Origin of the sequence: Exiguobacterium undae DSM 14481, assembly GCF_000620805.1 — a bacterium.
GTDB classification, from domain to species: domain Bacteria; phylum Bacillota; class Bacilli; order Exiguobacteriales; family Exiguobacteriaceae; genus Exiguobacterium_A; species Exiguobacterium_A undae.
The window spans coordinates 284279-308809 of the sequence record NZ_KK211187.1 but is presented as its reverse complement, the minus strand read 5'-3'; the positions used below and the strand labels follow the sequence as shown (position 1 = coordinate 308809).

Genomic DNA, 24531 nt, shown 5'->3' with positions numbered 1-24531 from the left:
GGAGGAAGACACATGGATTTTCAGGCGTTTTTAATCACCCTTCGCGAATGTCTCGAAGCCGTCTTGATCGTCGGCTTGATTCTCGGTTATCTCGATCGGCTCAATGCACCACAATATAAAAAATGGGTCTACGCCGGTGTTGGACTTGCCTTACTCGCGAGTTTAGGTGTCGCCTTCTTGTTCCAAGTCGTCTTTACGAGTTTCGCAAGCTTCGGCAGCGATACGTATTTACGTCTTGGAATCATGATCATCTCTGTTTTCCTCTTAACCCATATGGTGCTTTGGATGGGCAAGGAGGCAAAGGAAAACCAGCAGGCCTCGCAAGCGAAAGTCGCTGCCGCGGTCTCGACCGGCAGTGCGATTACGATGATCGTCCATTCGTTCCTCGTCATCGTCCGGGAAGGGATCGAAACGGTCTTCTTCTTCGCAGCGATTTCGGGTGGTGAAATCGAGAAGGTGCTGACCAGCTACGGTGCTGTCTCCGGTCTCCTGCTCGCCTTGATCTTCGGCTACTTATTCGTTTCCGGAACGATGAAGATTCCCGTCAAACGCTTTTTCCAAGTGACCGGCGTCTTAATCTTGTTCATCGCTGCCGGCATGCTCGTCCAAACGATTGGTCGATTCCAGGATCTTGGGTTGCTCGGCAGTCTGTTGACGAATGCAGACGGTACACCGGCCGCCCTTTATAACATCGTGGCTTTCATGCCGGAACACTATATCGATCAGATTCAATATTTACGTGATACGGGCAATACGACATTGATCAGCGGTCAAATCGGAACGTTCATGGGGGCGATGTTCGGCTACAGCCATAATCCGTCCATCGAACAAGTTTTCGCTTGGTGGGGATACTTCGCTTTCGCCGGCTTCATGTTGATGCGTCAAAATCGCGCACCAAAAACCGTCAAGAAACTGAAGGAGGTCTCGTGACGGTTCGAAGCGGTCATCCACAACAACGTGGACGATCGCTTTTTTTCATGGTTGTCGTTCTGATCTTCGTGTTTTCCGCCGGACGCCTTTATCTGGTCAGTCCGTTTGTCGCAAGCTACGATATCGCCAACTTCACGTTAGCGGTCGGACAGTATGACTTGGCGAATTTGCAGCCACATTTCCCCGGGTACCCGTTTTTCATCTTACTCGCGACCGGTCTCGCACGACTCGGGCTTGAACCTGTCCGTGCCCTTGGAATCGTCTCGATGCTTGGCTTCACGAGCGGACTGGTTCCGCTGTACCTGCTGTTCAAACGCCGACGATACGATACGGTTCGTCTGCTGGCTGCTTTTACGGTCGTGTCGACGGCTTCCCTTGTCGTCTTGTCCGCAACCGGGATGTCGGATGGTCTCGCCCTTGGTGTTCTTTGTTGGTTCGTCTGGAGTGTCGAACGCGCACGACAGGGGCAGTTCCGTCTTTTGCCGTACCTCTTGTTCGGTCTGTTGATGGCGACCCGGTTATCCTATGCACCGTTCGGAATCATCCTCTTGTTTTTACTGTGGCAAGCACGGCGTGATGCTTGGCAAGTCGTGTCAGAGATGGCAGTCCTGCTACTCGCTCAACTCGCTTGGCTGTTACCGGTCGCCTTCTCTGTCGGCGGACCGGCTTCCTTTACCCAGTTGTCACTCAACTTCGTGACGGGTCATTTCTCGGACTGGGGAGGCACGGCGCAAACGGATGACGCCACCCTATTAGAACGACTTGGATTGACAATCAAACAAATCGGTTGGCATGGTCTTGGATTTGCCACTTGGATTGGTCTCGGATCGGGACTGTTCTTGTTTTGCCAACGTTTCCGTTCGTTCCCTCTCTGGTGGAGTGTTACCGGAACCGGTTATTTTCTCTGGGTCTGGTTTGCCCAAAACATCGATAAACCGCGGCATGTCTTACCACTCGTCTTACTGCTTGTGATTTTACTCGTCCGCCGTCTGTCGATCCGTTGGTTTGTTCCGTTTTTATGTATTCAATTGCTGATCGGAAGTATCGCCTTGTATCAACAAGCGACTACTAAACCGGCTACGATTCAGCTGGCGGAAGCCATTACCGGCTTATCCGCGTCCGCGACCATCTTTACGGATGAAGAAGAACGTCAGTTTTTGATGGCACGTCCTGACGCTACGATTGTCCCGATTGGATCCGTCAGCAAATGGCGGGCGGAACCAAAATCACAGGAGGTCTATCTGACCGGACGATTGCTCAAACGGTTACTGGCGGAAGATGTACCAATCGAAGTGACGGAAGTTTTTCGCTTTACGAGTGATCCCCGGTTCGAACCGGAAGATGCGGAAGCGCGGTTGTACCGGATGATCTTACGATAAGGAGCGAATTTGGATGAATATCATCGGAACCGGAAACACGGCAACGATTCAACAAGAAACTGCGACGATTGTTCGAAAGCAGTTTCACGCACATGTTCCGCATGCATCGATCCAGCAGGAATTTCTAAATCATCTGTCCATTCAAAACCACTTTCCGATGACACCTCGTGTCTATAATCAAGTTGATTATTCCATTCGCATGGAGTACTTGAAAGGTGAATCGCTCGGTGATTTGATGAAACGTCATCCCGTTCGGATTCTCCGCTACATGACGACCATCGTCACCTTACAAAGGTATCTTCATACGTTATCCGTCGACGGGTTACCCCTTCTTCAAGAACGATATCCTGCTCACAGTGCACTTGTAGCGGGACATACTTTATGTCATGGTGATTTTCACCCGTATAATCTGTTGCTTGTCAAAGAAGACGTCTATGTCATCGATTGGATGGATGCCTCCATCGGCAATCCACTGATGGACGTCGCCCGTACTTTTTTATTGATTCGCTACGGAGGACGAATGTCTTTACGAAATCCGGCAGAACGCGTTTCCCGCTTCATCCTCAGTCATTTGTACCGTGTCTGTTACTTTAAGCGCATCAGAAAAGTCACCGGATTCGAGGCTTGTTTACGGTTGTGTGCAGCTTCTCGTTTGAAAGAGCAGATTACACCTGTCGAATCCGTTCTGTTACAACGTTTTTTACAATGATGGATCCGGTCGAATCATAAATCATCGCCACCTAATTAAGCTAAACATAAAAAATCACTCTTTTTCACGTGCTTTCCTCAGGCGAGACACAAGCCAGTTTTCCTGCCTCCATCAGGCAGAAAATCGGGTCTTGTTTGTCTCTGACAGCGCAAGGCGACTTGCGCTTTTTCCTGTAGGAGTCGCGTGAAGCGAGTGATTTTTTGAATCCAGATTCTTAGTGTATCGATCTTAACAGCTTAACAAAACGTCGTTGAAAAGCAGACAAGACGAAGACTCCTGCGGGAAAAGCGGAACAGGTGAGACCCCGTAAGTCGCGCAGGCGACGCGGAGGCTCACGTTTCGCCCGCGGAAAGCGAAGTCTTGTCTGCGTATCAACGAATCTTGAACCGAATTCGAAGTACTTTCCTCGTCATTCAAGTTGAATACGGTCGCTCCATATAATCAAATTGTCCGCCACTGATTTCAATCGTCTTGACCGGAACGAATCCAAGACGCCGATACAGGCGTTGCGCACCAGCATTCGTCTGATCCGCATTTAACGTAAACGCCCGTAATCCACGCCGCTCCCCTTCGTCCGCCGCTGCCTGCAACAGCTCAGACCCAATTCCTTTTCCACCGTATGCCGCATCCACCGACAACGTATCCAGATAAAAGACGTTTCCTTCCGTCTCTTGATCAATCTGTACCTCTTCTCCGGTCCACTCGCGGAGCTGATGTTTAATCGGCTCATCCAACTGTGCCGCATCTACTCCTGCGTATGCGATGACGATGCCGACGACATGCCCGTCCAGTTCCTTGACGAGAATGTTCTCGTGACTTAACCGGTTTCCCGTTTGCGTAACAAACAGCGCGAGCCGCTCCAAAATTAATGCCTTCTCCTGTGTTCCGGTCAGGGTCTCGGCAATTTCATGAATCGCCTGTTCAATCAACGGTGCGATTTGATCCGCGTCATTGGCAGTTGCTTGTCTAATCATTTATGTGTCCCCTTTCTTCTACTCTCTTTTATCGTAAAACAAAATCCCTCCTGATGTCAGGAGGGATTTGTTCATTTCAGTTCAGCTACCGGAATCGGTGTAACGACCGGTTCGCGTGTCATGACCGAGACGACACGTCCCGCAATCGCGACCGCGAGCAACGTATATAACGTTAGACTCAACGGCAGATAGACGAGTGAGATGACGAGGACGATGGCATCAAGACCAAATAAAATCGTCCCGATTGATAAGCCGGTCAGTTTACTGAGGCCCATCGACAACAAATCATCTCCTCCTGTTGCCGCGCCACTTTTCAGAACGAGACCGAGACCATAGCCGGTCACGATTCCACTGGCGACAGCAGCGATCAGTGTTGCCGGCCATGCCTGTTCCGGAAAATGAAACAAATCCAGTCGGTACCACATTTCGTAGAACAGCGACAATGCGCCTGCCGATACAAGTGCTTCACTGACAAAACGTTTTCCTTTAAAGTATAACGCTCCGATAAAAAACGGAATGTCGAGTACGATCATCGAAATCGATGGATTAATGTCAAAAAAGTAACGTCCGAGTAAAGACAGACCGATAAATCCGCCTTCTGCCAATCCAAATTGTTCATTCAAGGTGTAATAGCCAAACGCCATAATGAGCGTTCCGGCCAAGATGGTTATAATTCGTTTCATGTGTTGTTGTCCTCTCCCGTATCGTCCATGGGAGAGGGTGTAGTTGTCCCGTTTGGGTATTCATCTATTTTCGCTCTCCCTGATTTTTTTCAAGCCATTACCTTCCTGTTCAATGAAGATTGGCACTGCTAAAAATCAGGTAAGCTGAATAGATGATCGATCCTCTCGGTATCCATCGGTTTCCACCCTTTCGTTTTGTTGTCTTCTTCATTATAACCTGAACTTCAGAAACTAAAACAGTTTTACACGTTTTTAACAGAAACGATACAGATGAACCGATACCTCGATCCCGATACCCACTTTTGCTCACTCATTCACAATTTAGACATTATTATGCTCAATGGTGAACAAAGTACTTGAAAACAACATTGTGAAGTAATACACTAAGAATATCAAATGAATGTGATTTTTATCACAAACAAAAACGAAAAGGGGACTTTACTCATGAAAGTAGCAGTCATCGGTTGTACACACGCAGGAACAGCAGCAGTTAAAGAGTTGGCTTCACAGCACGAACAACTGGATATCACCGTTTACGAACGAAACGATAACGTCTCATTCCTTTCTTGCGGCATCGCGCTTCATGTCGGTGGCGTCGTCGAGCATGCGGAGTCGCTGTTTTATTCTTCACCGGATGAACTGACTGAACTCGGTGCCGAGATGCGCTTAAAACATGACGTCCTGGAAATCGACAGCACGAACCAAACGATTCTTGCAAAAAATCTCTTAACGGGTGAAACCGTTCAGGATACGTACGATAAATTGATTATGACGACTGGTTCATGGCCGATCATCCCGATGCTTCCCGGGATTGAACTGAATCAAATTGAACTCTGCAAAAACTATCACCATGCGCAAACCATCATCAAAAAAGCAACGGATGCCCAGCGGATTACCGTTGTCGGTGCCGGTTACATCGGTGCTGAATTGGTTGAAGCATTCGAAGCATACGGCAAAGATGTCACGTTCATCGACAGTGCCGACCGGATTTTAAATAAATACTTGGATCGTTCATTCACGGATATCATTGAAAGTGAATTGACAGACCGCGGGATTCACCTCGAGTTGAATCAGACCGTTCAAAGCTTTACCGGCGTGGACGGTAATGTCACACAAGTCGTCACAGATAAAGGAACGTTTGAGACGGATCTCGTCATTCTCTGTGTCGGTTTCCGACCAAGTACGGAATTGTTAAAAGGACAAATCGACATGTTGCCGAACGGAGCAATCATCGTCGACGACTATATGCGGACCAGTAATCCGAACATCTTTGCTGCCGGTGACAGCTGTGCCGTCTACTACAATCCGGCCCGGACACACGCTTATATTCCGCTCGCCACAAATGCTGTCCGAATGGGAACACTCGTCGGGAAAAACTTACTCGCTCCGACAATCCGCTACCAAGGAACACAAGGAACGTCCGGTCTCCGGTTGTATGACTTGAACATTGCTTCGACCGGTCTGACAGAAGATGCTGCTCCGTTCTTCGGTTTAGAAGTGACAAGTACGACGGTTCAAGATGCTTACCGTCCCGAGTTCATGCCGACAGCTGAAAACGTCCAGTTGAAACTTGTCTACGAAACTGCGACACACCGCCTCGTCGGTGCGCAAATCATCTCAAAAGTTGACCTCACCCAGGCGATGAACACCTTGTCAGTGGCGATTCAAAATGAGATGACGCTTGAAGAACTGGCTTTCGTCGACTTCTTCTTCCAACCGCACTACAACAAACCATGGAACTTACTGAATCAAGCCGCTTTACAAGGAATGAAAGAACTGACATCAGAACGCGTCTGATCGGTCATCCACCCTGTCTTTAATCAAAATCGGAGTTCACATTCTGTGGACTTCGATTTTTTTATTTGCCCTCTGTCCGCTACGGTTAGTTGTTGCTACAGCCTTACTGAGCGTCCTTTTCTACTTAACGAAAACTTCACTTGATTAATCAATTGACGTTTAGACGTGAAGTGACAGGGAACATACTTCTTATGCAAATCAAACCACTACCTAGGAGGAATCAATTCATGTCCCAGTCTAACAATCCACTTACACAATATTTTAATGATGACTTCCCAAAACAATATCAGGATGCACCGGCTGTCCAGGCAAAAATGGAGCCAATCCCGGATTGTGGCGAAGAAAGTTATAAAGGTTCCGGTAAACTGATCGGGAAAAAGGCCTTGATCACAGGGGGCGATTCTGGAATCGGTCGTGCCGCTGCCATTGCTTATGCACGTGAAGGTGCAGATGTTTTCCTCAACTATCTACCGGAAGAACAACAAGACGCTGAAGAAGTTAAAGCACTTGTCGAAGCTGCCGGACAAAAAGCGTACTTACTGGCGGGCGACCTCAGTGATGAAACGTTCTGTCAACAACTCGTCAAAGAAGCACACGAATCACTTGGCGGAATCGATATTCTGGCACTCGTCGCCGGCAAACAGCAAGCCGTCGAGGACATCATGGACCTGTCGACGGAACAACTTCGCAAAACATATGAAATCAATGTCTTTTCTCTGTTCTGGGTCGTCAAAGCCGCCCTTCCGTTGTTAAAAGAAGGGGCTTCGATTATCACGACGACTTCGGTTCAAGGCTACAACCCAAGTGCGAACCTGCTTGATTACGCGTCAACGAAATTTGCCATCAACGGTTTTACACGGGGACTTGCGAAACAAGTCGCACCAAAAGGCATCCGTGTCAATTCTGTTGCACCGGGTCCAATCTGGACACCATTGCAAATCTCAGGTGGTCAACCAAGCGAAAACATTCCGGAATTCGGACAAGAAACACCGCTTAAACGGAGTGGTCAACCTGTCGAACTTTCGAGCGTCTATGTCTTCCTCGCTTCAGATGATGCCAGTTATGTCACGGCACAAATTTATGGTGTCACAGGCGGAATTGAACTTGCTTAATTGAATACTAGAGTAAAAAGCGATTTTGATGGCGACATCAAAATCGCTTTTTTTGGTATCAGTTGCTTCTCCCCGTCCGATTTAGTCTAATGAAGATATACATACCCTTAGGAGATGATTCATGTGACAGAAAAAGAAAAGATGATTCAAGGTCAGTTGTATTTAGCCGGGGATGCGGAGCTCGTGGCGGACCGAAAACGGGCGCAGATGCTTTGTCATCAATTTAACCAACTCAGCATCGAAGAGCTGCCTGCCCGAAAGTCTCTCCTGCAACAACTTTTACGGACGGAACAAACGGATTTTTACATCGAACCGTCTTTTAAATGTGATTATGGCTACAACATCACGCTTGGTGCCCGGTTTTATGCCAATTACGATTGTGTGCTGCTCGACATTTGTCCGATTACGATCGGCGACAACTGTATGCTCGCTCCGGGCGTCCACATTTATACAGCGACACATCCGTTAGATCCCGTCGAACGCAACAGCGGTTATGAATTCGGGAAACCGGTTGTCATCGGGGACAACGTCTGGATCGGCGGACGTGCCGTCATCACTCCGGGTGTGACGATCGGGGACAATGCCGTCATCGCGGCCGGAAGTGTCGTCGTCAAAGATGTCGCCCCAAACACTGTCGTCGGCGGGAATCCTGCCCGTTTCATCAAATCGATTTGATTTCTCATCAAATTTTAATCTAATCCTCAGTCTCCTCTCACTTGCGGGCGCTATTCTAAGAATAAGAAAAGCAGCTACCACTACTGAGGAGGAAATCATCATGACAAACGAAAAACGTACGGATAAGCCCAAAAAGAATTTTGTAAAACGCGGTCTCGCTTCAATCGCCATCACAGGAACCGTTTTGACGGGAGCCGGCGCCTTCTTACTTTTCACCGGTCCGGGACATTCTCTCGTCAATTCAACGGTCACGACTTCAGAACAAGTTGAACAAAAAGTTGAAGCAGCTTCCACAAAAGTTTCAAGCAACGTCAAGCAGTCGCTTCCGAGCGCATTTCGGGATGATGATCAAGACATAGAAGGAACGTTAAAAGAAATATCCGACACATCGGTGACACTGACGCAAAATGGTTCGGATCAATCGTATTCGTTTGCCTCATCTGCTGAAATCGAACAAGCTGCGGCCGGCGATTGGATTAAACTTGAACTCAATCAGGACGGTCTTGTCCGGGAACTCGAACGGGAAGATGATCGGAACGATGACCGGGATGGTCGAGATGACGATTCATCCGACGATGACCGCAATGAAGTCACCGGTGTCGTCAAAGAGCTGTCCAATGAACAAATCGTCTTGACTCAAAATGGTTCGGATCAAGCGTACCGCTTCAGCGATCGGGCAGAGATCGACCAAGCGCAAGCCGGTGATACCGTCAAACTTGAACTGACAGCAGCCGGTCTCGTCCGGGAGCTCGACCGTGAAGATGCGGATGATCGGGACGACCGGAACGCTGACCGCCAAGAAGACGATGCAGCGGAAGATCAAGATATCCGTGGTGCATTGGTCCGTGTGACGGACACACAAGTCGTCATTGAACAAAACGGTAAAAACGTGACGTTTGAACGTGCGCAAAACATGGAACAGGATAATGATGTACAGGTTGGTTCACAAGTCGAACTTGAGTTGAACGAATCGAAGCAAGTGACAGAACTCGACGAACAGTCGTAAGGAGGAAGTCTATGGCACCGACCATCTTAATCGTCGAGGACGATTCGAAAATCGCCCGCCTACTTGAACTGGAATTAAACCACGCTGGATACGCGACGCAGGTCGCCTTCAACGGTAAAGATGGCTTAGTAGCTGCTGAGAACGACATCGATCTCGTCTTACTTGACGTGATGATGCCGGAGCTCAGCGGCTTCGAGGTGCTTCGACGGCTTCGCGGAAAAGGTAATCCGGTTCCCGTCATCTTATTGACGGCACGAGGCGAAGTGTATGACAAAGTGGCCGGTCTTGATCTCGGTGCCAATGATTATGTGACGAAACCGTTTGAAATCGAAGAATTGTTGGCCCGGATCCGGGCCTTACTCCGCTTGACGACACGTGCCGCCGTCGAAACCAATCAGCTTCATTACGCCGATGTCTTGCTGGATTTGGACCGGCATGAAGCGTTTCGCAACGACGTCCCGCTTGATTTGACGCCACGCGAATTCGATTTGTTGTCCTATCTGATGGAAAACAAGGAACACGTCTTGACCCGTGAGCAAATCCTCAATCGGGTTTGGGGGTATGACTACTTCGGCGAAACGAATATCGTTGATGTCTACATTCGGTATTTACGCAAAAAAATGGACCGCAGCCAGTCTCCCCTCATTCAGACCGTTCGCGGCATCGGCTATGTCTTAAGGGAGGAGAAAGGATGAAGTTACGAACCAAACTGGCGTTATCGGTGACGTTGTTCACGACACTCTTGTTGCTGTTATCTTTTTTAGTCGTCACCTATGTCGTACGCGATCATTTGATTGAATCCCGTTTCACCCAACTCGAGCAAGCCGAGGAGCTGATGGAAGATGATTCCTCGACCCGAGCCTTGTTGACGTTGCATGAAGATTCCGTCGTCCTGTCCCGTGACGACGGACGCTGGGTCATCGCAAACGATGAAGAGGATGATGATTCCGCCACCGTCAACGGCGATGTGCGGGCACGCGATCTCCCCGGTATTCCGACGACCAGAGACGAACCGTTTAAATCCGGTAATTGGTTTGGCATCGTTCATGAGGATCAAGCTTATCTGTTTGAAGACGACACCGTCGATGATACGATTTCGACCTTGATCTTCGCCTTCTCGATCGTCTTGATCATCGCGGTCATCATCGCCTTCCTCAGCAGTTTCTTCATCGCCTATCAAACGTTACGTCCGCTTCGTCAACTCAGTCAGACGATGGAACGGATTTCTGACTCCGGCACACTCGAGACCGTTCCGGAACAGCAAAATGATGAAATCGGACAGCTCGGAAAAGTCTTTAACCGGATGATCGGACGTGTCGACCAAACAATGGAACAGCAACGGCAGTTCGTCGCCGATGTCTCGCATGAGATGAAGACGCCGCTGACCGTCATCGAAGGGTATGCGAAACTGCTGAAGCGTTGGGGTAAGACAAATCCTGATGTCCTCGAAGAATCCATCAGTAATATCCTGAACGAAACGCATACGATGCGGAGTGGACTGATTGAACCGATGCTTGAACTATCGCGTCTCGGATATGGCGAGACGACGACAGAGACGATCGACTTGAAGCAGCTCGGCACAGAAGTTGCGGACCGGATGAATCATGCCTACAATGTCCTGATTCCGGTGGACGCCACCGGTTCCGTCACAGCGAATCATGAAGCACTTGTCCGGATTTTGACGATTTTTATCGACAATGCGATTAAATATGCCAAAGATCCGGAAATTCGTCTTCGACCGGACCGGCTCGAAGTTCTCGATCACGGAACCAGCTTATCGGCGGAGCAGCGCGCCCGTCTGTTCGATCGGTTTTACCGGCTCGATGAAGCACGCGACCGGTCCGGCAGCGGACTGGGTCTTTCCATCGCTGCCGCGTTGGCGGAACATCATCATCTGTCCGTCGGCAGTGAAGCCCGTCCCGGTGGCGGAAGTTGCTTTTTCATCACGTTCGGCTGACACCTGAAACGAAACCTTCCATCGTCTTTTAGCGTACACTAGAGACAGTAGTCAGATGATGAAGGAAGGTTATGAACGATGGATAAAAAACGTTGGGGAGGCTTAGCCGTCGCCGGAGCATTTTTACTCTCAAAAGGTAAAGTCCTGCTTGCTCTTTTAAAGTTCTCTAAATTCGGCGGGACGTTAATCTCGTTCGGCATTTCGTTATTGTTTTATGCGCAAATTTTTGGTGTCTGGTTTGGTGTCGGTTTGCTGTACCTCTTATTCATTCATGAGATGGGTCATTTAGCGGCTGCTAAACGACTTGGCTTCAAGACAGGATCGGCGATTTTTGTGCCGTTCATGGGGGCTGTCATCGGGATTAAGGATACATTCCGGACGCCGAAACAAGAAGCGATTTTAGCTTACGGGGGTCCGCTCGCCGGACTGTTCTCCCTCATCCCGCTTTTGATCGGATACGCCGTGACCGGAAATGATTTTTGGCTCGTCATCTTCCACTTGGGTGCTTTGTTGAACCTGTTCAACTTGCTGCCGGTCAGTCCGCTGGACGGCGGACGGATTTTAGCCGGTCTGCCGATTGTCGTCTGGGTCGCCGGCCTTGCTGCCTTGATTGCATACGGCATCACGCATTTCAGCATCATTTTGTTATTGATCGCGTTCCTCGGCGGCAGTGCCGTTTGGAAACGATACCGTTTCGCGAAACAATATGAGGACAATAAATCCGTCCTGATGTTTTACCGGGCAGCCCGAAGCCGTGTGCTTCAGGCGAAACTCGAGCAGGAGCAGCTGGCGGCGACAGAAACCGTTCCATCGACAAGCGACGAAGCCGTCGATGCCGATGACACACCGGTTGCGACGTATGATCCGATTGCTTGGTCACTCCGTCAAGATCTCCAAGATTTACGCAGTGCCAGCCCGGAAGATGCCAAAAAAGATGCGGACGACATGTTGCGTTATCAATATGACTCCGCCAATGACTATGATGCGTTATTACGCCGGTTGGACCAGCGGATCGAACCGTTGATCGAAGCAGAAAAGTCGGTCGAGTACCATCAGATGCCGAAAAAACAGCAGACGATTACGCTGTTTGCCTACTTGGCACTTGGTGCGATTCTCTTTATCGCCTTTGAATATTCCAAAGGATATCTTCCGACCCCGTCTTAACCCATAAACAGAAAAAAGGCATTCCGCTGTTCACCTGCGGGATGCCTTTTGTGATGAGAATATCTCATTTTGCACATTGCCTGGATGGATTGCTTGCATCCGTCCGGAGAAGCGACTAATCTGAATGAAAATCAATCCACCTGTTTTTAAAAAAAGGAGGCTCTCCTGATGATGAATAAAAATACGGCTCGGTTGGGAGAAGCACCCATCAATAAACTCCTGATCGGTCTGTCGCTTCCGGCAATGATCGGTATGCTCGTGACTGCGCTTTACAATATCGTCGACACGATTTTTGTTGCGCAAGGCATCGGGACGGCGGCTGTTGCTGCCGTCGGAATTGCGTTTCCCGTCCAGCTCGTCTTGATGGCAATCTCCAACTCCGTTGGGATCGGCGGGGCAGCGATTGCTTCCCAACGGCTCGGTCAGAAAAACCTTGACGGGGCCAGCCGGGCGTATGCGAATGTTTTAATGGTCGTCTTCGTCGTCAGTATGCTTGCGATCGTGGCAGCGTTCATCTTTGTTGAACCGTTGTTGCGTGTGTTCGGGGCGACACCGGAAATCATGCCGTACAGTATTGATTTCTTACGTGTCCTGCTGCTCGGTTCCCCGTTCTTCATGCTGACAATGGCCTCAAGCGCCATGTTGCGGGCGGAAGGCCGTGCAAGCTACCAGATGCGTGTCATGCTGACGACGGTCGCAATCAACATTGTCTTAACCCCATTGTTCATTTTCGGACTCGACTGGGGAATTCAAGGAGCGGCACTCGGAACGGTCGTCGCTCAAATCGTCGGTTCAATCCTGATTTTCCGGTTCTTTTTTACGAAAGCCAAAAAAACGAGTTTAGTACTTAATCGGGAAGCGTTCCGTTTTGATCCGAAACTCGTTGTCCGGATGGGACAAATCGGATCTTCCTCCTTCATTATGCAAGTCTCGCAATCCGTTTTGTTCATTACCGTCAACCACATGCTCGTTCGGTACGGCGGGACGACGGAACTGGCGACATTTGCTGTCATCAACAAATTCATGGCGCTCGTCGGGATGCCAATCATGGGAATCGTCCAAGGGATGCAACCGATTGTCGGCTATAATTTCGGTTCAAAACAGTTTGACCGGATGTCGCAAGCCATCAAACTGGCGATTCGTTATGGTTTGACGTTATCGATCACGCTCTGGCTGTTGATTCAACTGTTCCCTCGTTTCTGGGTCGGGATGTTTACCGAAGACGCCACTTTACTGGATGATGGTTCCACGGCGATGCGGATTCTGTTTGCGATCTCATTTGTCTACGGTATTCAGATGATCATCAACGGGATGTATCAATCACTGGCAAAGGCACGGATCGCCTTGTTCCTGTCTTTGTCCCGACAAACGTTGTATACGATTCCGCTCGTCCTGATTTTGCCGGTCTTCTTCGGAGTCCAGGGGGTCTGGTTCGCCTTTCCGATCGCCGATTTGATGGCCGTCTTGACAGCCATCGTCTTTGCCTACCGGGACCGGATCATGCTCTTTAAACCAAATGAGTACGCCGAACCGGAAACAAAAGCCGCACAGGCCAAATAACCGACAGTCCGTCCTGCCGCTCGGCAGACGGGCTTTTTTCACGAAAAGAAAAGACGAACATGCATTCTAAATCAAAATACGGTATGCTGTTAAAAAAGGAGTGCTGATATGTCACCTTACACACTGGCAATTGATTTTGAAACGGCCAACCGGAACAGTCGCAGCATTTGTGCCTTCGGATGGTCGGTTTTATCCGAAGGGAAAGTCATTACAAGCCAACAAGTTTTAATCAATCCGGAGGAAGACTTTGATGCCGGCAACATTCGTGTCCACGGCATTCGTCCGAGCGACGTCTGGGATGCGCCGGCGCTACCCGAAGCGATGGCAACACACGGTTTATTCGAGCTGATTGAAAACGCGGAACTCATTGTCGCCCACAACGCTTCTTTCGATATGGGGGCACTTCAAAAAGCGATTCAAAAATATGATTTGTATCAAATGCCGTCTTTTCAGTATGGCTGTACGGTCAAGTTGTCACGGAAACTCTACCCCTGGTTGCCGAACCATAAGTTAAATACGATGGCAGAATTTTTGGGGGTTTCCTTTAAACACCACGATGCGAAAGAAGATGCCTATATCTGTGCCTTGTTGCTGCAGGATATGTTGGACCGGACGAACATCGAACATCCGGTCGAACTGCACCGTTTTTGTGGTGTCCGGATGGGTGAAGTTGCTTATTAATTCTCTTCATCTGAAAAAGGAGCGGCTCATATTCTGAGCCGCTCCTTTTCTATCTGTTTGTTGCTTATTTCGTTGTTTGTTTGATTGGGAACCAGCCCGGACGGCTTGTGATTCCTTGCCATAAAGCATCCGGTACAACAAGTTCTGCTTGTGCCGACGGATCAAGTTCAGTCCGAATCGAAGCCGTGTCGCCTGCTTCGACTTTTTCGACCCATTTTGGTTCCATGATCAGTTCACGACCAAGCGCGACGAGTGGAACCACTTCAAGCGAACGCTCGACTTCTTCCGGTGTGTGGAGTGATCCGACACCGATGACCGGAACATGTTGTCCAACACGTTCTTGCACCAAACTGATCGGCGAACGTGTTTCGTTTTGATCACGAATCGATCCTGCAAAGAAGTCCATGACGGAAACGTGCAAGTAGTCGAGGTCTTTTTTCGCAAGAGCGTCGACGAGTTGCATCGTATCATCGAGAGTGATTCCCGGGTTTTCGACTTCTTCCGGTGAGAAGCGGTAACCGACGATGAACGACGGGTCTTGTTTTGCGACTGCTTCGACCGCATCAACGACCGCAAGCGGGAACGCAAGACGTTTTTCGAGACTGCCGCCCCATTTATCATCGCGACGGTTTGAGTGTGGCGAGACGAACTGTTGAATTAAGTACGTGTTCGCACCGTGAATCTCTACTCCATCAAATCCAGCTTCCATCGCACGGCGTGTTGCTTGACCAAACGCTTCGATGATTGCGTCCACTTCTTCTGCCTCGAGGGCACGTGGTGTCATTGCACCTTCACGTTCCGGAGCCACTGCGCTCGCACTGACAGTTTGTCCGCCGACGAGTTCCGGCGGCGCCATACGACCCGCGTGGAAAATCTGCAGAATTGCTTTTGCGCCTTGATCTTGAATCGTTGTTGCAAGACGTTTTAAGCTTGGTACCAATTCGTCGCGCTCTGCTCCGAACTCATTCGGGAATCCTTGCCCGTCAGCTGTGACGTTGGCACAGGCTGTGATGACTGCACCAACCCCACCCGAGCGTTCTGCGTAATAAGCAAGTTCCGCTTCCGACACTTCACCGTTTTCTTCTGCCGCGTAGTTTGTCATCGGCGCCATCATAATCCGGTTTTTTAATATTACTCCGTTTGGAAGTGTAAACGTATCAAACATCTTTTCATTAGCCATTGAAGCATATCCTCCTCTGAAATCTTAACTTGAATATCGTCAGTATACGCCCGTGTTCCGTCAAATGACCAATGATGTGCCTAGCCGATGTTCGGTCCGCTTAATGGACTTTGATTTTTCGTTTTGTCCGTCCGCCCGGCCACCACCAGTTCCAGTGTCCAAACAGCTTCATCAGTGCCGGGACTAAAAACATCCGAATGATGGTCGCATCAATGAAAATCGCCAAGGCAATCCCGACGCCCAGCTGCTTGATCGGGCTCACCCCGGTGAAGGCAAAGGCACCCGTGACGACGATCATGATCAAGGCGGCCGATGTAATGATTTTACTGGTCTTCGCAAGACCCATCTCTGTCGCAATATCATTGTCGCCTGTTTCCTCGTAGTACTCTTCCATCCGTGAAACAAGGAATACTTCGTAATCCATCGACAGCCCAAACACAAGTGAAAAGATGAAGACCGGTGTCAAAATCCCGATCGTCTCTGCCGGGAAAACCCAGCCCGATTCAAACAAGATGACGAGTAAACCAAAGGTTGCGCCAAGGCTGAGCAGGTTCATCAAGATGGCTTTGATCGGAATCAGAATGGATCGGAAGGCAAACAATAAAATGATGAATGTCGCAAGCAGGACGAGTCCCAAAGCAAGCGGCATCTTCGAATAAATTTCATCGTAGATTTCCTGGTTAAACGCAGCCGGTCCTCCGACTTGGTACCCTTGCTCCCGAATTTCACGGACCCATTCTTGTGACGCCTTATCGCCGGGATCTCCCGTTAAATTCACATTCACCCGGGCAATCCCGTTCTCAAACGCAATCAAGGAGGCCAGTTGTTGTTTCCCCTGCTCCGTTGCTGCGACCTGCGTGACCTCGAGTCCGTTCGCTTCAGCGAGCGAGCTTGCGGAAACTACTCCCCGGACGCCTTCGTCCGCTTCGAGGCGTGTCGTCAGTGCCTCGAGTTGCTCCAGCCCCTGTTCTGTCTGAAAATCAGCTTTCAGTAAAACGACGGCATCCGTGCCATCATCCCCAAAGGTTTTTTCCCATGCTTCAAATGCCAGACGTGATTCATAGTCTTCCGGTAAGGCGCTCGCTTGCGGAATGTTCAGTTCCAGATCGCGCAGCGGAATTAAGCACGGCAACAGCAACAGTAAAGAAAATAACGTGATCGCAACGGGACGCTTCATGACGAAACGCGCCAGCTTGCGCCATCGGACTTCGCCCTGCTCCGAGTCGGCTTTAAAAATCCGGCCTTTTTCCAGCCCGGAACCCAGCAGTGCAAGCAAAGCCGGCAGTAACGTGACGGCGCTGATGACTGCTCCGAGCACTGATACCAACGTGCCGATGGCGACTGCTTGAAAGACGTCGACGTCAATTACGAGCAGTCCGGCTAACCCGACGAACACACAAATCCCGGAGAATAAAATCGATCGTCCGGCTGTTGCGACGGACACTTCAGCCGCTGCTGTAATCGACCGTCCGGCTGTCCGTTCTTCCCGAAAACGATTGACGTACAGCAAAGAAAAATCAATACCGAGTGCCAGTGAAATCATCGCGACGGCATTCAAGACAAAAATCGATAACTCTTGTTGACCCGCAATGAAATACAAGGTCCCTGCCCCGAAAATGAAGGTCACGAGTCCCATGATGAGCGGTAGGACGGCAGCAAGAGGTGTGCCGAAGACGAGGAGTAACACGAGCATGGCGGCCGGCACACCAATCAACTCGGCCCGTACCAAATCGTTTTTCGATGCTGTATTCAAGTCGTCGACGATCAACGGCTCACCCGTCAATCGAATCGTACTGCCGTCCTGCGGATCGAGTTTGTCTTGAACCGCCTTCACCCAAGACGGTTCGATGTCGGGTATCCCGACCGACACGTACCCCTTACCGTCCTTCAAAGCTTCCGGATTTTCCTTATTCCCGACGACTTGTCCGACTCCCTCAATCGTCCGAAACGCGGTGACATGACGGTTCATCTCTTGTTCGATGATCTCGTCATCCCCTTCAAACAAGACGATGATTTGATGCGGATCCTGCGTAAATTCTTGTTCCAAGATCCGTTCGACCTGCTGAAACTCGCCGTCCCGGGTGAAGCCGTTCCCTTTTAATTGATCCGGAAGCTGCACCGCAAAATAACCAAGGACAATCAAAAGAATCAACCACAGCAAACTGATGGTTTTTCGAAACCGGACTACGTACTGACCAAATCGTTCCATCTGTCATCCCCCTCTTTTCGTATACAAGAAACACATCCTTCGCCTGATAGGACAAAGGATGTGCTTACGTCTTTTGAAAAATCTGCAGCCACGTCGTGCCGAAATTGGAAGAGGTTGAAACGATGGCAAGACGTTGTGCCGCTCCGTCCAACAATACCGTCTTAAGTAAAACGGAGGACTGACAACCATCAAACTTAAACTTCAATTTATCTTCTTCATATAAATAAAAGCGTGTCGCATCGGTAATCGAAAATAGATTCTGATGGCGATCTACAAGCAGATATTCTTCATACTCCGAGAAAGGAATGACGTTTTCCGCCTCGGTCATAGCGTCCCAAATCACATAACGTGTTTGGATCATATCATACGAAATGATTGTTGCCGGAGCAATCAAACGTTCAAATGCGAACTCCGGATCGTACCCGCGTTCAATGAGACGTCCAAATAAAGGGGCTTCGGCATAGTCTGAAAATGTTCCTTGCTCGGTTTCAAAACAATAACGGACAACATCCGTTTCGGCTGAATACATAAAAATTTCTTCACCCTGCCAATAATACAGATTACTGAACCAAGCATCCGAAAAGAGTGCCGGCCGTTTCATATATTGAAGACGTCCGTCTTCTAAATCCAACAAACCAAAGGTCGATGTTTCGTTAAAAACGATGAATACCCGATGTCCTTCTGGTTCAAAATACCAGGTGAACGGAACATATGCACACGCTGTTTCCCATCGTATTCTTAAGTCTGCGTCACACTTTGTAAATCCGTACTGATCCCGATATAAAATCAGATCATCACCGAACCGGTCAAAAAGAGATACAGACTCATGGAGCAACAGCTCAGCAGCTGGTTTATACATACGCATCACTTCCTACTTCCTACGGTATCAACCTTCTCTGTTTCTAGCTACTGTCGATGCGCTCTGCGAGCACCTCCTGTATACTGAAGTTATACGAAAAGGAGGAATATTTACGATGAAACCCCTACAACTGTCAGCAGAAACAGCTGTTGAACTTTCGAAACGTCTCAATGTGCCGCTCGAACAATTGATGCACATGCCGCGACACATTTTGATTCAAAAACTGGTTGAGCTTGAAAGTGAACAGTCGGATGCTGCATCAAAAGATGACACGCCGCCGTCATCAGATTAATTCTTTTCAAAATGCCCTTCTCTTATGCGCTGTTCGCTAAAAGAAGGGCATTCATTCGTTTCATCCAACCGACCCGATGTCTTAAGCCTGCGGATTGTATTTGGACTTTCCGTAACGGAACACATTGACGATCGCTTTCCCGTCGCTCGGATAACCATTCGGATGGTCAATCGGGAACAATGAGAAAAAGATGAAATAAAACGAGAAGTACGCAAATTGGTACGTAAAGATCGACGTCTCGAACAGCCCGGCGTAAATCAAACCGTTTACAATCAGAATACTCGCCAGATTGAAAATCGCGCCGCCAGCATAAACCATGATGTTCGTAAATTTATTTTCGTAACGCAGCGCCTCATACTGACACCAGCCGTCCCAAAAATAAACACGGTTTAACCGAATCGGTCCCACCCGCAACAAAGACTTGCCGGATCCGATATTGATCTCCATATTGCCGCCGAACAGACGGGCAAAAAAGTAATGACCCATTTCGTGAATTAACGTCACAATCGGTAACAGCAAAAAGAACGAAAAGAAAAATTTCCAAATATCGTTGAAGCCAAACATAGATTACATCCTCTCAAAAACCAGCACTCTAAATACTACTTATAGTATGTTCCCGAAAGGTTTGAATTAAAACAGAAAAGGCTCAAAATCATTAAGTCATTCTGATGACACCGCAACAGGACTGTCATCCGGATGAATTCCATGTATGTCCACACCAAAAAATCGAAGTCCACGTTCGTGAACTCCGATTTCTCCAACTACGCCTCGTTTAAAAGAAACACTAAACCATCATTATTTGTTTTTATTGCGTCGTTTGCTCGCTGCGTATAACAAACCAAGAATCGTCAATGCGGCTCCACCTGCTACCGCGTACTTTTTATAGTCTGCCTTACGCTCTGCAATCACAGTCGTCGATAAGGCCTTGACGACGATTACTTTTTCTTCGTGAAGACGGGGTGCGTGAATTTTTACTGCCCCTTCTTCAACGAGAACTTCAAACTCACCGCTCGGTAACTCGATTGTCACATCGTGCTCTGTCGCGTTGTGATACACACGTTGCCGTTCGACATATCCTTCATACGTCCGCTTCAGTTCATACGCAATGATGCCTTCTCCTTCTTCCAGAAAACGAAGGTGCTTCCGGATCATCGCCGTGTTTTCGAGGCGGAACATCGGATATTGACGACGTAACGCAATCAATCCTTTGACATATTCAACGCTGTAACGGAACTCGTCAGCCCGTTCGTAATCCAGTTGATTCACGACTTCACCTGCGTTAAAACTGTCACGAATCCCATCTTTCGTCCGGAAGAATTCTTGTCCCGCATGTAAGAAGGGAATGCCCTGCCCGGTCAAAATGATGGCATTCGCAAGCATTTGCCGTTTCCGGCGGATTTCATCCGTATCTTCCGGACGCGACACGGATAACTTATCCCAGATCGTTAAATCGTCATGTGCTTCGACATAAGAGACGACCTGATTTGGCTCATCCGCAAATCCTTGCGATGAAACGTTCCCGGCGATTCCCCGTTTGACCTCATTCGTCCGTTCAAACGCTCCGCTGATGAAACCACGATCGGTCGGCGTTTGAACGTCTCCTTTGACGCCGTCCCGCAACCCATTGTTGAAGTGCGCGATACCGGGCATTTGCGGTGCATTAAAGTAATTGGCTTTATCCTCGAGTGGCAGGGGTGTATCAAGATCCCATCCTTCTCCGATGATTAAAATCGATGGATCAATCCGGTCAAGCGCATGACGAACTTGGTTCATCGTCTCCACATCGTGTAACCCCATCAAATCAAACCGGAATCCGTCGAGGTGGTATTCTTTTGCCCAGTACGTCACACAATCGAGAATGAACTTACGCATCATCAGTCGTTCTGACGCCGTATCATTTCCGCAAAAACTGCCGTTCGACAGCGTACCGTCTGCTTCGTGGCGGTAAAAATAACCGGGCACGAATTGTCCGAGCGGTGCCGTTTCCGCGTCATGGACATGGTTAAAGACAACATCCATCACGACACGGATTCCCCGGTCGTGCAGCGCCTGAATCAACGCTTTGAGCTCTAAAATCCGTACAGTCGGATCATCGGCATTCGACGCGTATGATCCTTCCGGCGCAAAGTAATTGACCGGATCATAACCCCAGTTGTAGTTATCCGGATCCCGGGGTGCCGTTTCATTCACCGAACCAAAATCATAGATCGGGAGAAGCTGGACGTGCGTCACACCTAAATCAGACAGATAATCAAGACCTGTCAATCCGCCAGACGGTGTCCGTGTTCCGGCTTCCGTCAGACCGCGGAAAGTTCCACGCTCGATGACCCCACTCGCCGGATGGCTTGTCGCGTCTCGCACATGTAATTCATAGATGACCGCTTCTTGTGACGAGTGGAACAATGGGCGCTCTTCAATCCAACGCTCCGGTTGAATCGTCGATGGATCAATCAATGCCCCCCGCTTGCCATTCGTCCCGACGGCTTTGGCGTACGGATCCACCGCTTCGATTTTCTGTCCAGCGATGCTGGCTTGAAACGTATAGAAGTACCCTTCATACACAGCTCGATCCAGTGTGACGACAAATGTCCCCTGCTGATCTGCTGTCATTTCGAGTTCTTCGACTTTCCTCGCTCGTAATGTTCGGTACAATCGAATGGCGACACGTTCGGCTGTCGGTGCCCATAACCGAACTTGTATCGTCGTCTCATCAAACGTCGCTCCTAAATCCGATCCTTTATAGGCATACCGCTCATCCAGCTCTTCTGGTGTGAGCGTCAACATATCTGCTGTTTGTTTCAAAGCCATGCACCCCTTTCATTTCATGGTTTTCATTATAGCAAAATTTCAGAACCGTGAACGTTTCGACTGTTCACCTTTCTCGTTCTTTTCTTTCCACTTCGTTGAGAAGTCAGGGCATTTTCAGACAAATATGCTAAAATGATGAAGGAACGAAAGGAGAGATTTTAAATGGCAGCAAAAGATAATTCATTCGACATCGTGTCACAGATCAACATCGAGGAAGTTAAAAACGCAATGCAGGTTGCGTTAAAGGAAATCACGAACCGATTTGACTTCAAAGGTTCAAAAAGTGATATGAAATTGGAGAAAGAGGACTTGATCCTCATTTCTGATGACGATTTCAAACTGGACCAAGTCAAAGACGTATTGACGGCAAAACTGATCAAACGTGAAGTCCCGACAAAAAACCTGCAATATGAAAAGGTCGAGCAGGCGGCTGGTAACACAGTGCGTCAACGCGTCATCCTCAAAAGCGGAATCGACCGTGATGATGCGAAAAAAATCAACACGGCCGTCAAGGAATCGAAACTCAAAGTAAAAACACAGATTCAAGATGATCAAATCCGTGTCACGGCAAAATCACGCGACGACCTGCAACAAGTCATGCAAATCGTACGTGAGTTACCACTATCCGTCGACGTTCAGTTCATCAATTTCCGTTAAGCACAAAAAAATCCCTTTCTCCTACCGGAGAAAGGGATTTTTTATCGTCATTGCGCTGTATAGCCGCCATCGAGCACAACGGCTTGACCTGTGACGCCCGCCGCTTTATCACTCGCCAAGAAAATCGCGTAGTCGGCAATTTCTTTTACTTGAAGTAAACGATGTTGCGGGACGAGCGGATAAATGACTTCTTCCAGCACACGGTCCAGCGGGACATTCCGTGTTTCAGCAAGCGAAGACAATTGTTTTTGAACGAGTGGTGTATCGACATACCCCGGGCAAATCGCATTGACGGTAATACCGGATGTCGCCCCTTCAAGGGCTGCAACTTTCGTCAAACCAATGACGCCGTGTTTCGCACTGTTGTACGCAGCTTTACCGGCAAAGCCGATGAGTCCGTTGATCGATGACATGTTCAAAATACGGCCGAATCCTTGTTCTTTCATGATCGGGAAAACATATTTTGTATACAGGAACGGTGCCCGTAACATGATGCTTTGCAATAAATCGAATTTTTCAGTCGAGAATTCTTCAATCGGTGAGACGTGCTGCATACCGGCATTGTTGATGACGATATCGATCCGTCCGTAATGCGACATCGTCTGTTCGATGCTCGACTTGATGGCCGCCTCACTCGTGACGTCTCCCGCTACTGCAAAAGCTTCGAATCCTTTGCCTTGAAGTGTTTCCGCCGCTTGTTTTGCCGCCACTTCCTGCAAATCAACGATGACGACTTTCGCACCTTCCTGTGCAAATTCTTCCGCGATTTCAAGACCGATACCACTTGCTGCTCCAGTGATTAATGCTACTTTTCCTTCGAGTTGTTTCATGATGATCTGCTCCTTCTTTACTGATTCGTTTCTTTTACTGTACGCTTAGAAAACGAATAATAAAAATGAATACTTGTTATGATATATATAACCTAAAAGAATAGGAGTGGAGCCGATGGATTTCCGTCAATTGGAATACTTTACAGAAGTAGCACGCTTTAAGAGCTTTACCCGGGCAGCCGATCACCTGCATGTCACACAGCCGACACTCAGTAAGATGGTGCGCCATTTAGAAGAAGAACTCGATATCGAATTGTTTGACCGGAGCAAGCGGCAAATCGTCTTGACCGATGCCGGCGTGACGCTACTCGAAGAAGGTGAAAAGATTTTAAATCAATTGGCGGACCTGCCTTCACATCTTTATGACGTCATGCATCTGACGAAAGGAACCATCCGGATCGGTGTCCCGCCATTGATTGGTTCCTTATTTTTCCCCCGCCTGCTCCGACTGTTCCGCGAACGCTATCCGATGATCACGATTGAAATCACGGAAGCCGGCGGACATGCGCTTGAAAAAGCTGTTGTTGCGGGCGAAGTTGATTTGATTGCGACGGTCTTTCCGGCCGACGAACACTTGACGGTCTTTCCGTTCATCGAGGAAGAACTTCATCTGTTTTTACCGGAACACCATCCGCTCGCTACGCGGACATCGATTGCGCTCGAAGAGGTCGCCGAAATGCCGTTTGTTCTATTCAACGAAACGTTTTCGCTTCATGATGTCGTTTTGCAGGCATGTGACGCAGCCGGTTTTCATCCGACCGTCAATCATGTCAGTTCCCAGTGGGACTTCCTTTGTCTCCTTGTCGCGGAAGGAAATGCCGTCACGCTGCTTCCGCGCTCTCTTGCGAAACAGATGACGATCAACGGGGTCAAAACCATTCCACTGGATACAAGTGTCCCTTGGCAACTCGGTGTCGCGGTTCCGACGGGGCGTTACCAATCGTACGTGACACGCGAATGGATCCGCTTCGTCCAAGAAATTCATTCTAAAAATGAATGATATGTATAAAAACCATGTATTTGTAGCATGAATATTCTTCCTTTAAGATAAGTTGTATCGTTCACAACA

Annotated in this window: 23 protein-coding genes; 15 read left to right on the top strand and 8 right to left on the bottom strand. The window is 48.9% G+C overall.

Features of this window, described 5'->3' with window-relative positions; translation table 11 throughout:
- Nucleotides 1-12 precede the first annotated feature (12 nt).
- From P397_RS0102260 to P397_RS0102250, 3 genes are read left to right on the top strand one after another with little or no spacing between them, the layout of a single operon-like run.
- Entirely contained in the window at nucleotides 13-930 is a 918-nt protein-coding gene (locus P397_RS0102260; protein WP_026831781.1) for an FTR1 family iron permease, read from the top strand.
- Nucleotides 927-2309: a glycosyltransferase family 39 protein gene (locus tag P397_RS0102255; protein ID WP_028105485.1), complete on the top strand. Its 1383-nt coding sequence runs from the start codon at nucleotides 927-929 to the stop codon at nucleotides 2307-2309. Before P397_RS0102260 ends, P397_RS0102255 begins: the two co-directional genes overlap by 4 nt.
- A 13-nt stretch (nucleotides 2310-2322) precedes the next feature.
- A complete protein-coding gene (locus P397_RS0102250; RefSeq protein ID WP_028105484.1) occupies nucleotides 2323-3018 on the top strand; it encodes a phosphotransferase family protein in 696 nt (231 codons plus the stop codon).
- Between the two features lie 413 nt (nucleotides 3019-3431).
- Here P397_RS0102250 and P397_RS0102245 read toward each other — a convergent pair whose 3' ends face one another.
- A complete protein-coding gene (locus tag P397_RS0102245) occupies nucleotides 3432-3992 on the bottom strand; it encodes a GNAT family N-acetyltransferase (protein ID WP_028105483.1) in 561 nt (186 codons plus the stop codon).
- A 71-nt stretch (nucleotides 3993-4063) separates the two neighbouring features.
- A complete protein-coding gene (locus tag P397_RS17045; protein WP_035414018.1) occupies nucleotides 4064-4675 on the bottom strand; it encodes a YitT family protein in 612 nt (203 codons plus the stop codon).
- A 444-nt stretch (nucleotides 4676-5119) separates the two neighbouring features.
- On the opposite strand from P397_RS17045, the gene P397_RS0102235 reads away from it, so the two are divergent.
- The 9 genes from P397_RS0102235 to P397_RS0102195 all read left to right on the top strand — a co-directional run bounded on the left by P397_RS0102235 (nucleotide 5120) and on the right by P397_RS0102195 (nucleotide 14627).
- On the top strand, nucleotides 5120-6472 hold the full coding sequence (locus P397_RS0102235; RefSeq protein WP_026831777.1) for an FAD-dependent oxidoreductase: 1353 nt from the start codon (nucleotides 5120-5122) through the stop codon (nucleotides 6470-6472).
- A gap of 227 nt (nucleotides 6473-6699) precedes the next feature.
- On the top strand, nucleotides 6700-7584 hold the full coding sequence (locus P397_RS0102230) for an SDR family oxidoreductase (protein ID WP_026831776.1): 885 nt from the start codon (nucleotides 6700-6702) through the stop codon (nucleotides 7582-7584).
- A 123-nt stretch (nucleotides 7585-7707) separates the two neighbouring features.
- Nucleotides 7708-8259, top strand: coding sequence for a maltose acetyltransferase domain-containing protein (locus tag P397_RS0102225; RefSeq protein ID WP_026831775.1), 552 nt, complete (start codon nucleotides 7708-7710; stop codon nucleotides 8257-8259).
- Between the two features lie 100 nt (nucleotides 8260-8359).
- Entirely contained in the window at nucleotides 8360-9265 is a 906-nt protein-coding gene (locus P397_RS0102220; protein ID WP_028105482.1) for a hypothetical protein, read from the top strand.
- Between the two features lie 11 nt (nucleotides 9266-9276).
- A complete protein-coding gene (locus P397_RS0102215; protein ID WP_026831773.1) occupies nucleotides 9277-9960 on the top strand; it encodes a response regulator transcription factor in 684 nt (227 codons plus the stop codon).
- Complete coding sequence (locus P397_RS0102210) at nucleotides 9957-11222, top strand: sensor histidine kinase (protein WP_026831772.1); 1266 nt, start codon at nucleotides 9957-9959, stop codon at nucleotides 11220-11222. Before P397_RS0102215 ends, P397_RS0102210 begins: the two co-directional genes overlap by 4 nt.
- A 78-nt stretch (nucleotides 11223-11300) precedes the next feature.
- Complete coding sequence (locus P397_RS0102205; protein ID WP_028105481.1) at nucleotides 11301-12386, top strand: site-2 protease family protein; 1086 nt, start codon at nucleotides 11301-11303, stop codon at nucleotides 12384-12386.
- Nucleotides 12387-12554: 168 nt separating this feature from the next.
- Nucleotides 12555-13946 (top strand): MATE family efflux transporter, encoded by a 1392-nt coding sequence (locus P397_RS0102200; protein ID WP_026831770.1) that lies wholly within the window; start codon nucleotides 12555-12557, stop codon nucleotides 13944-13946.
- 108 nt (nucleotides 13947-14054) lie between these two features.
- Nucleotides 14055-14627: a 3'-5' exonuclease gene (locus tag P397_RS0102195; RefSeq protein ID WP_028105480.1), complete on the top strand. Its 573-nt coding sequence runs from the start codon at nucleotides 14055-14057 to the stop codon at nucleotides 14625-14627.
- A 64-nt stretch (nucleotides 14628-14691) separates the two neighbouring features.
- Here the strand turns inward: P397_RS0102195 and P397_RS0102190 are convergent, their stop codons facing one another.
- From P397_RS0102190 to P397_RS0102180, 3 genes are all read right to left on the bottom strand, one after another.
- Nucleotides 14692-15807, bottom strand: coding sequence for an NADH-dependent flavin oxidoreductase (locus P397_RS0102190; RefSeq protein ID WP_028105479.1), 1116 nt, complete (start codon nucleotides 15805-15807; stop codon nucleotides 14692-14694).
- Between the two features lie 100 nt (nucleotides 15808-15907).
- Nucleotides 15908-18016: an MMPL family transporter gene (locus P397_RS0102185; protein ID WP_028105478.1), complete on the bottom strand. Its 2109-nt coding sequence runs from the start codon at nucleotides 18014-18016 to the stop codon at nucleotides 15908-15910.
- 64 nt (nucleotides 18017-18080) lie between these two features.
- On the bottom strand, nucleotides 18081-18875 hold the full coding sequence (locus P397_RS0102180; protein WP_028105477.1) for a hypothetical protein: 795 nt from the start codon (nucleotides 18873-18875) through the stop codon (nucleotides 18081-18083).
- 115 nt (nucleotides 18876-18990) lie between these two features.
- Between P397_RS0102180 and P397_RS17715 the strand changes: the two genes are divergently transcribed.
- A complete protein-coding gene (locus tag P397_RS17715; RefSeq protein WP_064506614.1) occupies nucleotides 18991-19167 on the top strand; it encodes a YycC family protein in 177 nt (58 codons plus the stop codon).
- Between the two features lie 81 nt (nucleotides 19168-19248).
- Here P397_RS17715 and P397_RS0102170 read toward each other — a convergent pair whose 3' ends face one another.
- Both P397_RS0102170 and pulA read right to left on the bottom strand, forming a co-directional pair.
- On the bottom strand, nucleotides 19249-19731 hold the full coding sequence (locus P397_RS0102170) for a hypothetical protein (protein WP_028105476.1): 483 nt from the start codon (nucleotides 19729-19731) through the stop codon (nucleotides 19249-19251).
- Between the two features lie 231 nt (nucleotides 19732-19962).
- Nucleotides 19963-21975 (bottom strand): type I pullulanase, encoded by a 2013-nt coding sequence (gene pulA, locus P397_RS0102165; RefSeq protein WP_028105475.1) that lies wholly within the window; start codon nucleotides 21973-21975, stop codon nucleotides 19963-19965.
- Between the two features lie 162 nt (nucleotides 21976-22137).
- On the opposite strand from pulA, the gene P397_RS0102160 reads away from it, so the two are divergent.
- A complete protein-coding gene (locus tag P397_RS0102160; RefSeq protein ID WP_026831763.1) occupies nucleotides 22138-22632 on the top strand; it encodes a YajQ family cyclic di-GMP-binding protein in 495 nt (164 codons plus the stop codon).
- Nucleotides 22633-22679: 47 nt separating this feature from the next.
- Here the strand turns inward: P397_RS0102160 and P397_RS0102155 are convergent, their stop codons facing one another.
- The gene (locus P397_RS0102155) at nucleotides 22680-23462 is read right to left on the bottom strand and encodes a 3-hydroxybutyrate dehydrogenase (RefSeq protein WP_035387557.1); all 783 of its coding nucleotides are present in this window, start codon (nucleotides 23460-23462) and stop codon (nucleotides 22680-22682) included.
- Nucleotides 23463-23577: 115 nt separating this feature from the next.
- Between P397_RS0102155 and P397_RS0102150 the strand changes: the two genes are divergently transcribed.
- Nucleotides 23578-24462 (top strand): LysR family transcriptional regulator, encoded by an 885-nt coding sequence (locus P397_RS0102150; protein WP_028105474.1) that lies wholly within the window; start codon nucleotides 23578-23580, stop codon nucleotides 24460-24462.
- Nucleotides 24463-24531: the final 69 nt, after the last annotated feature.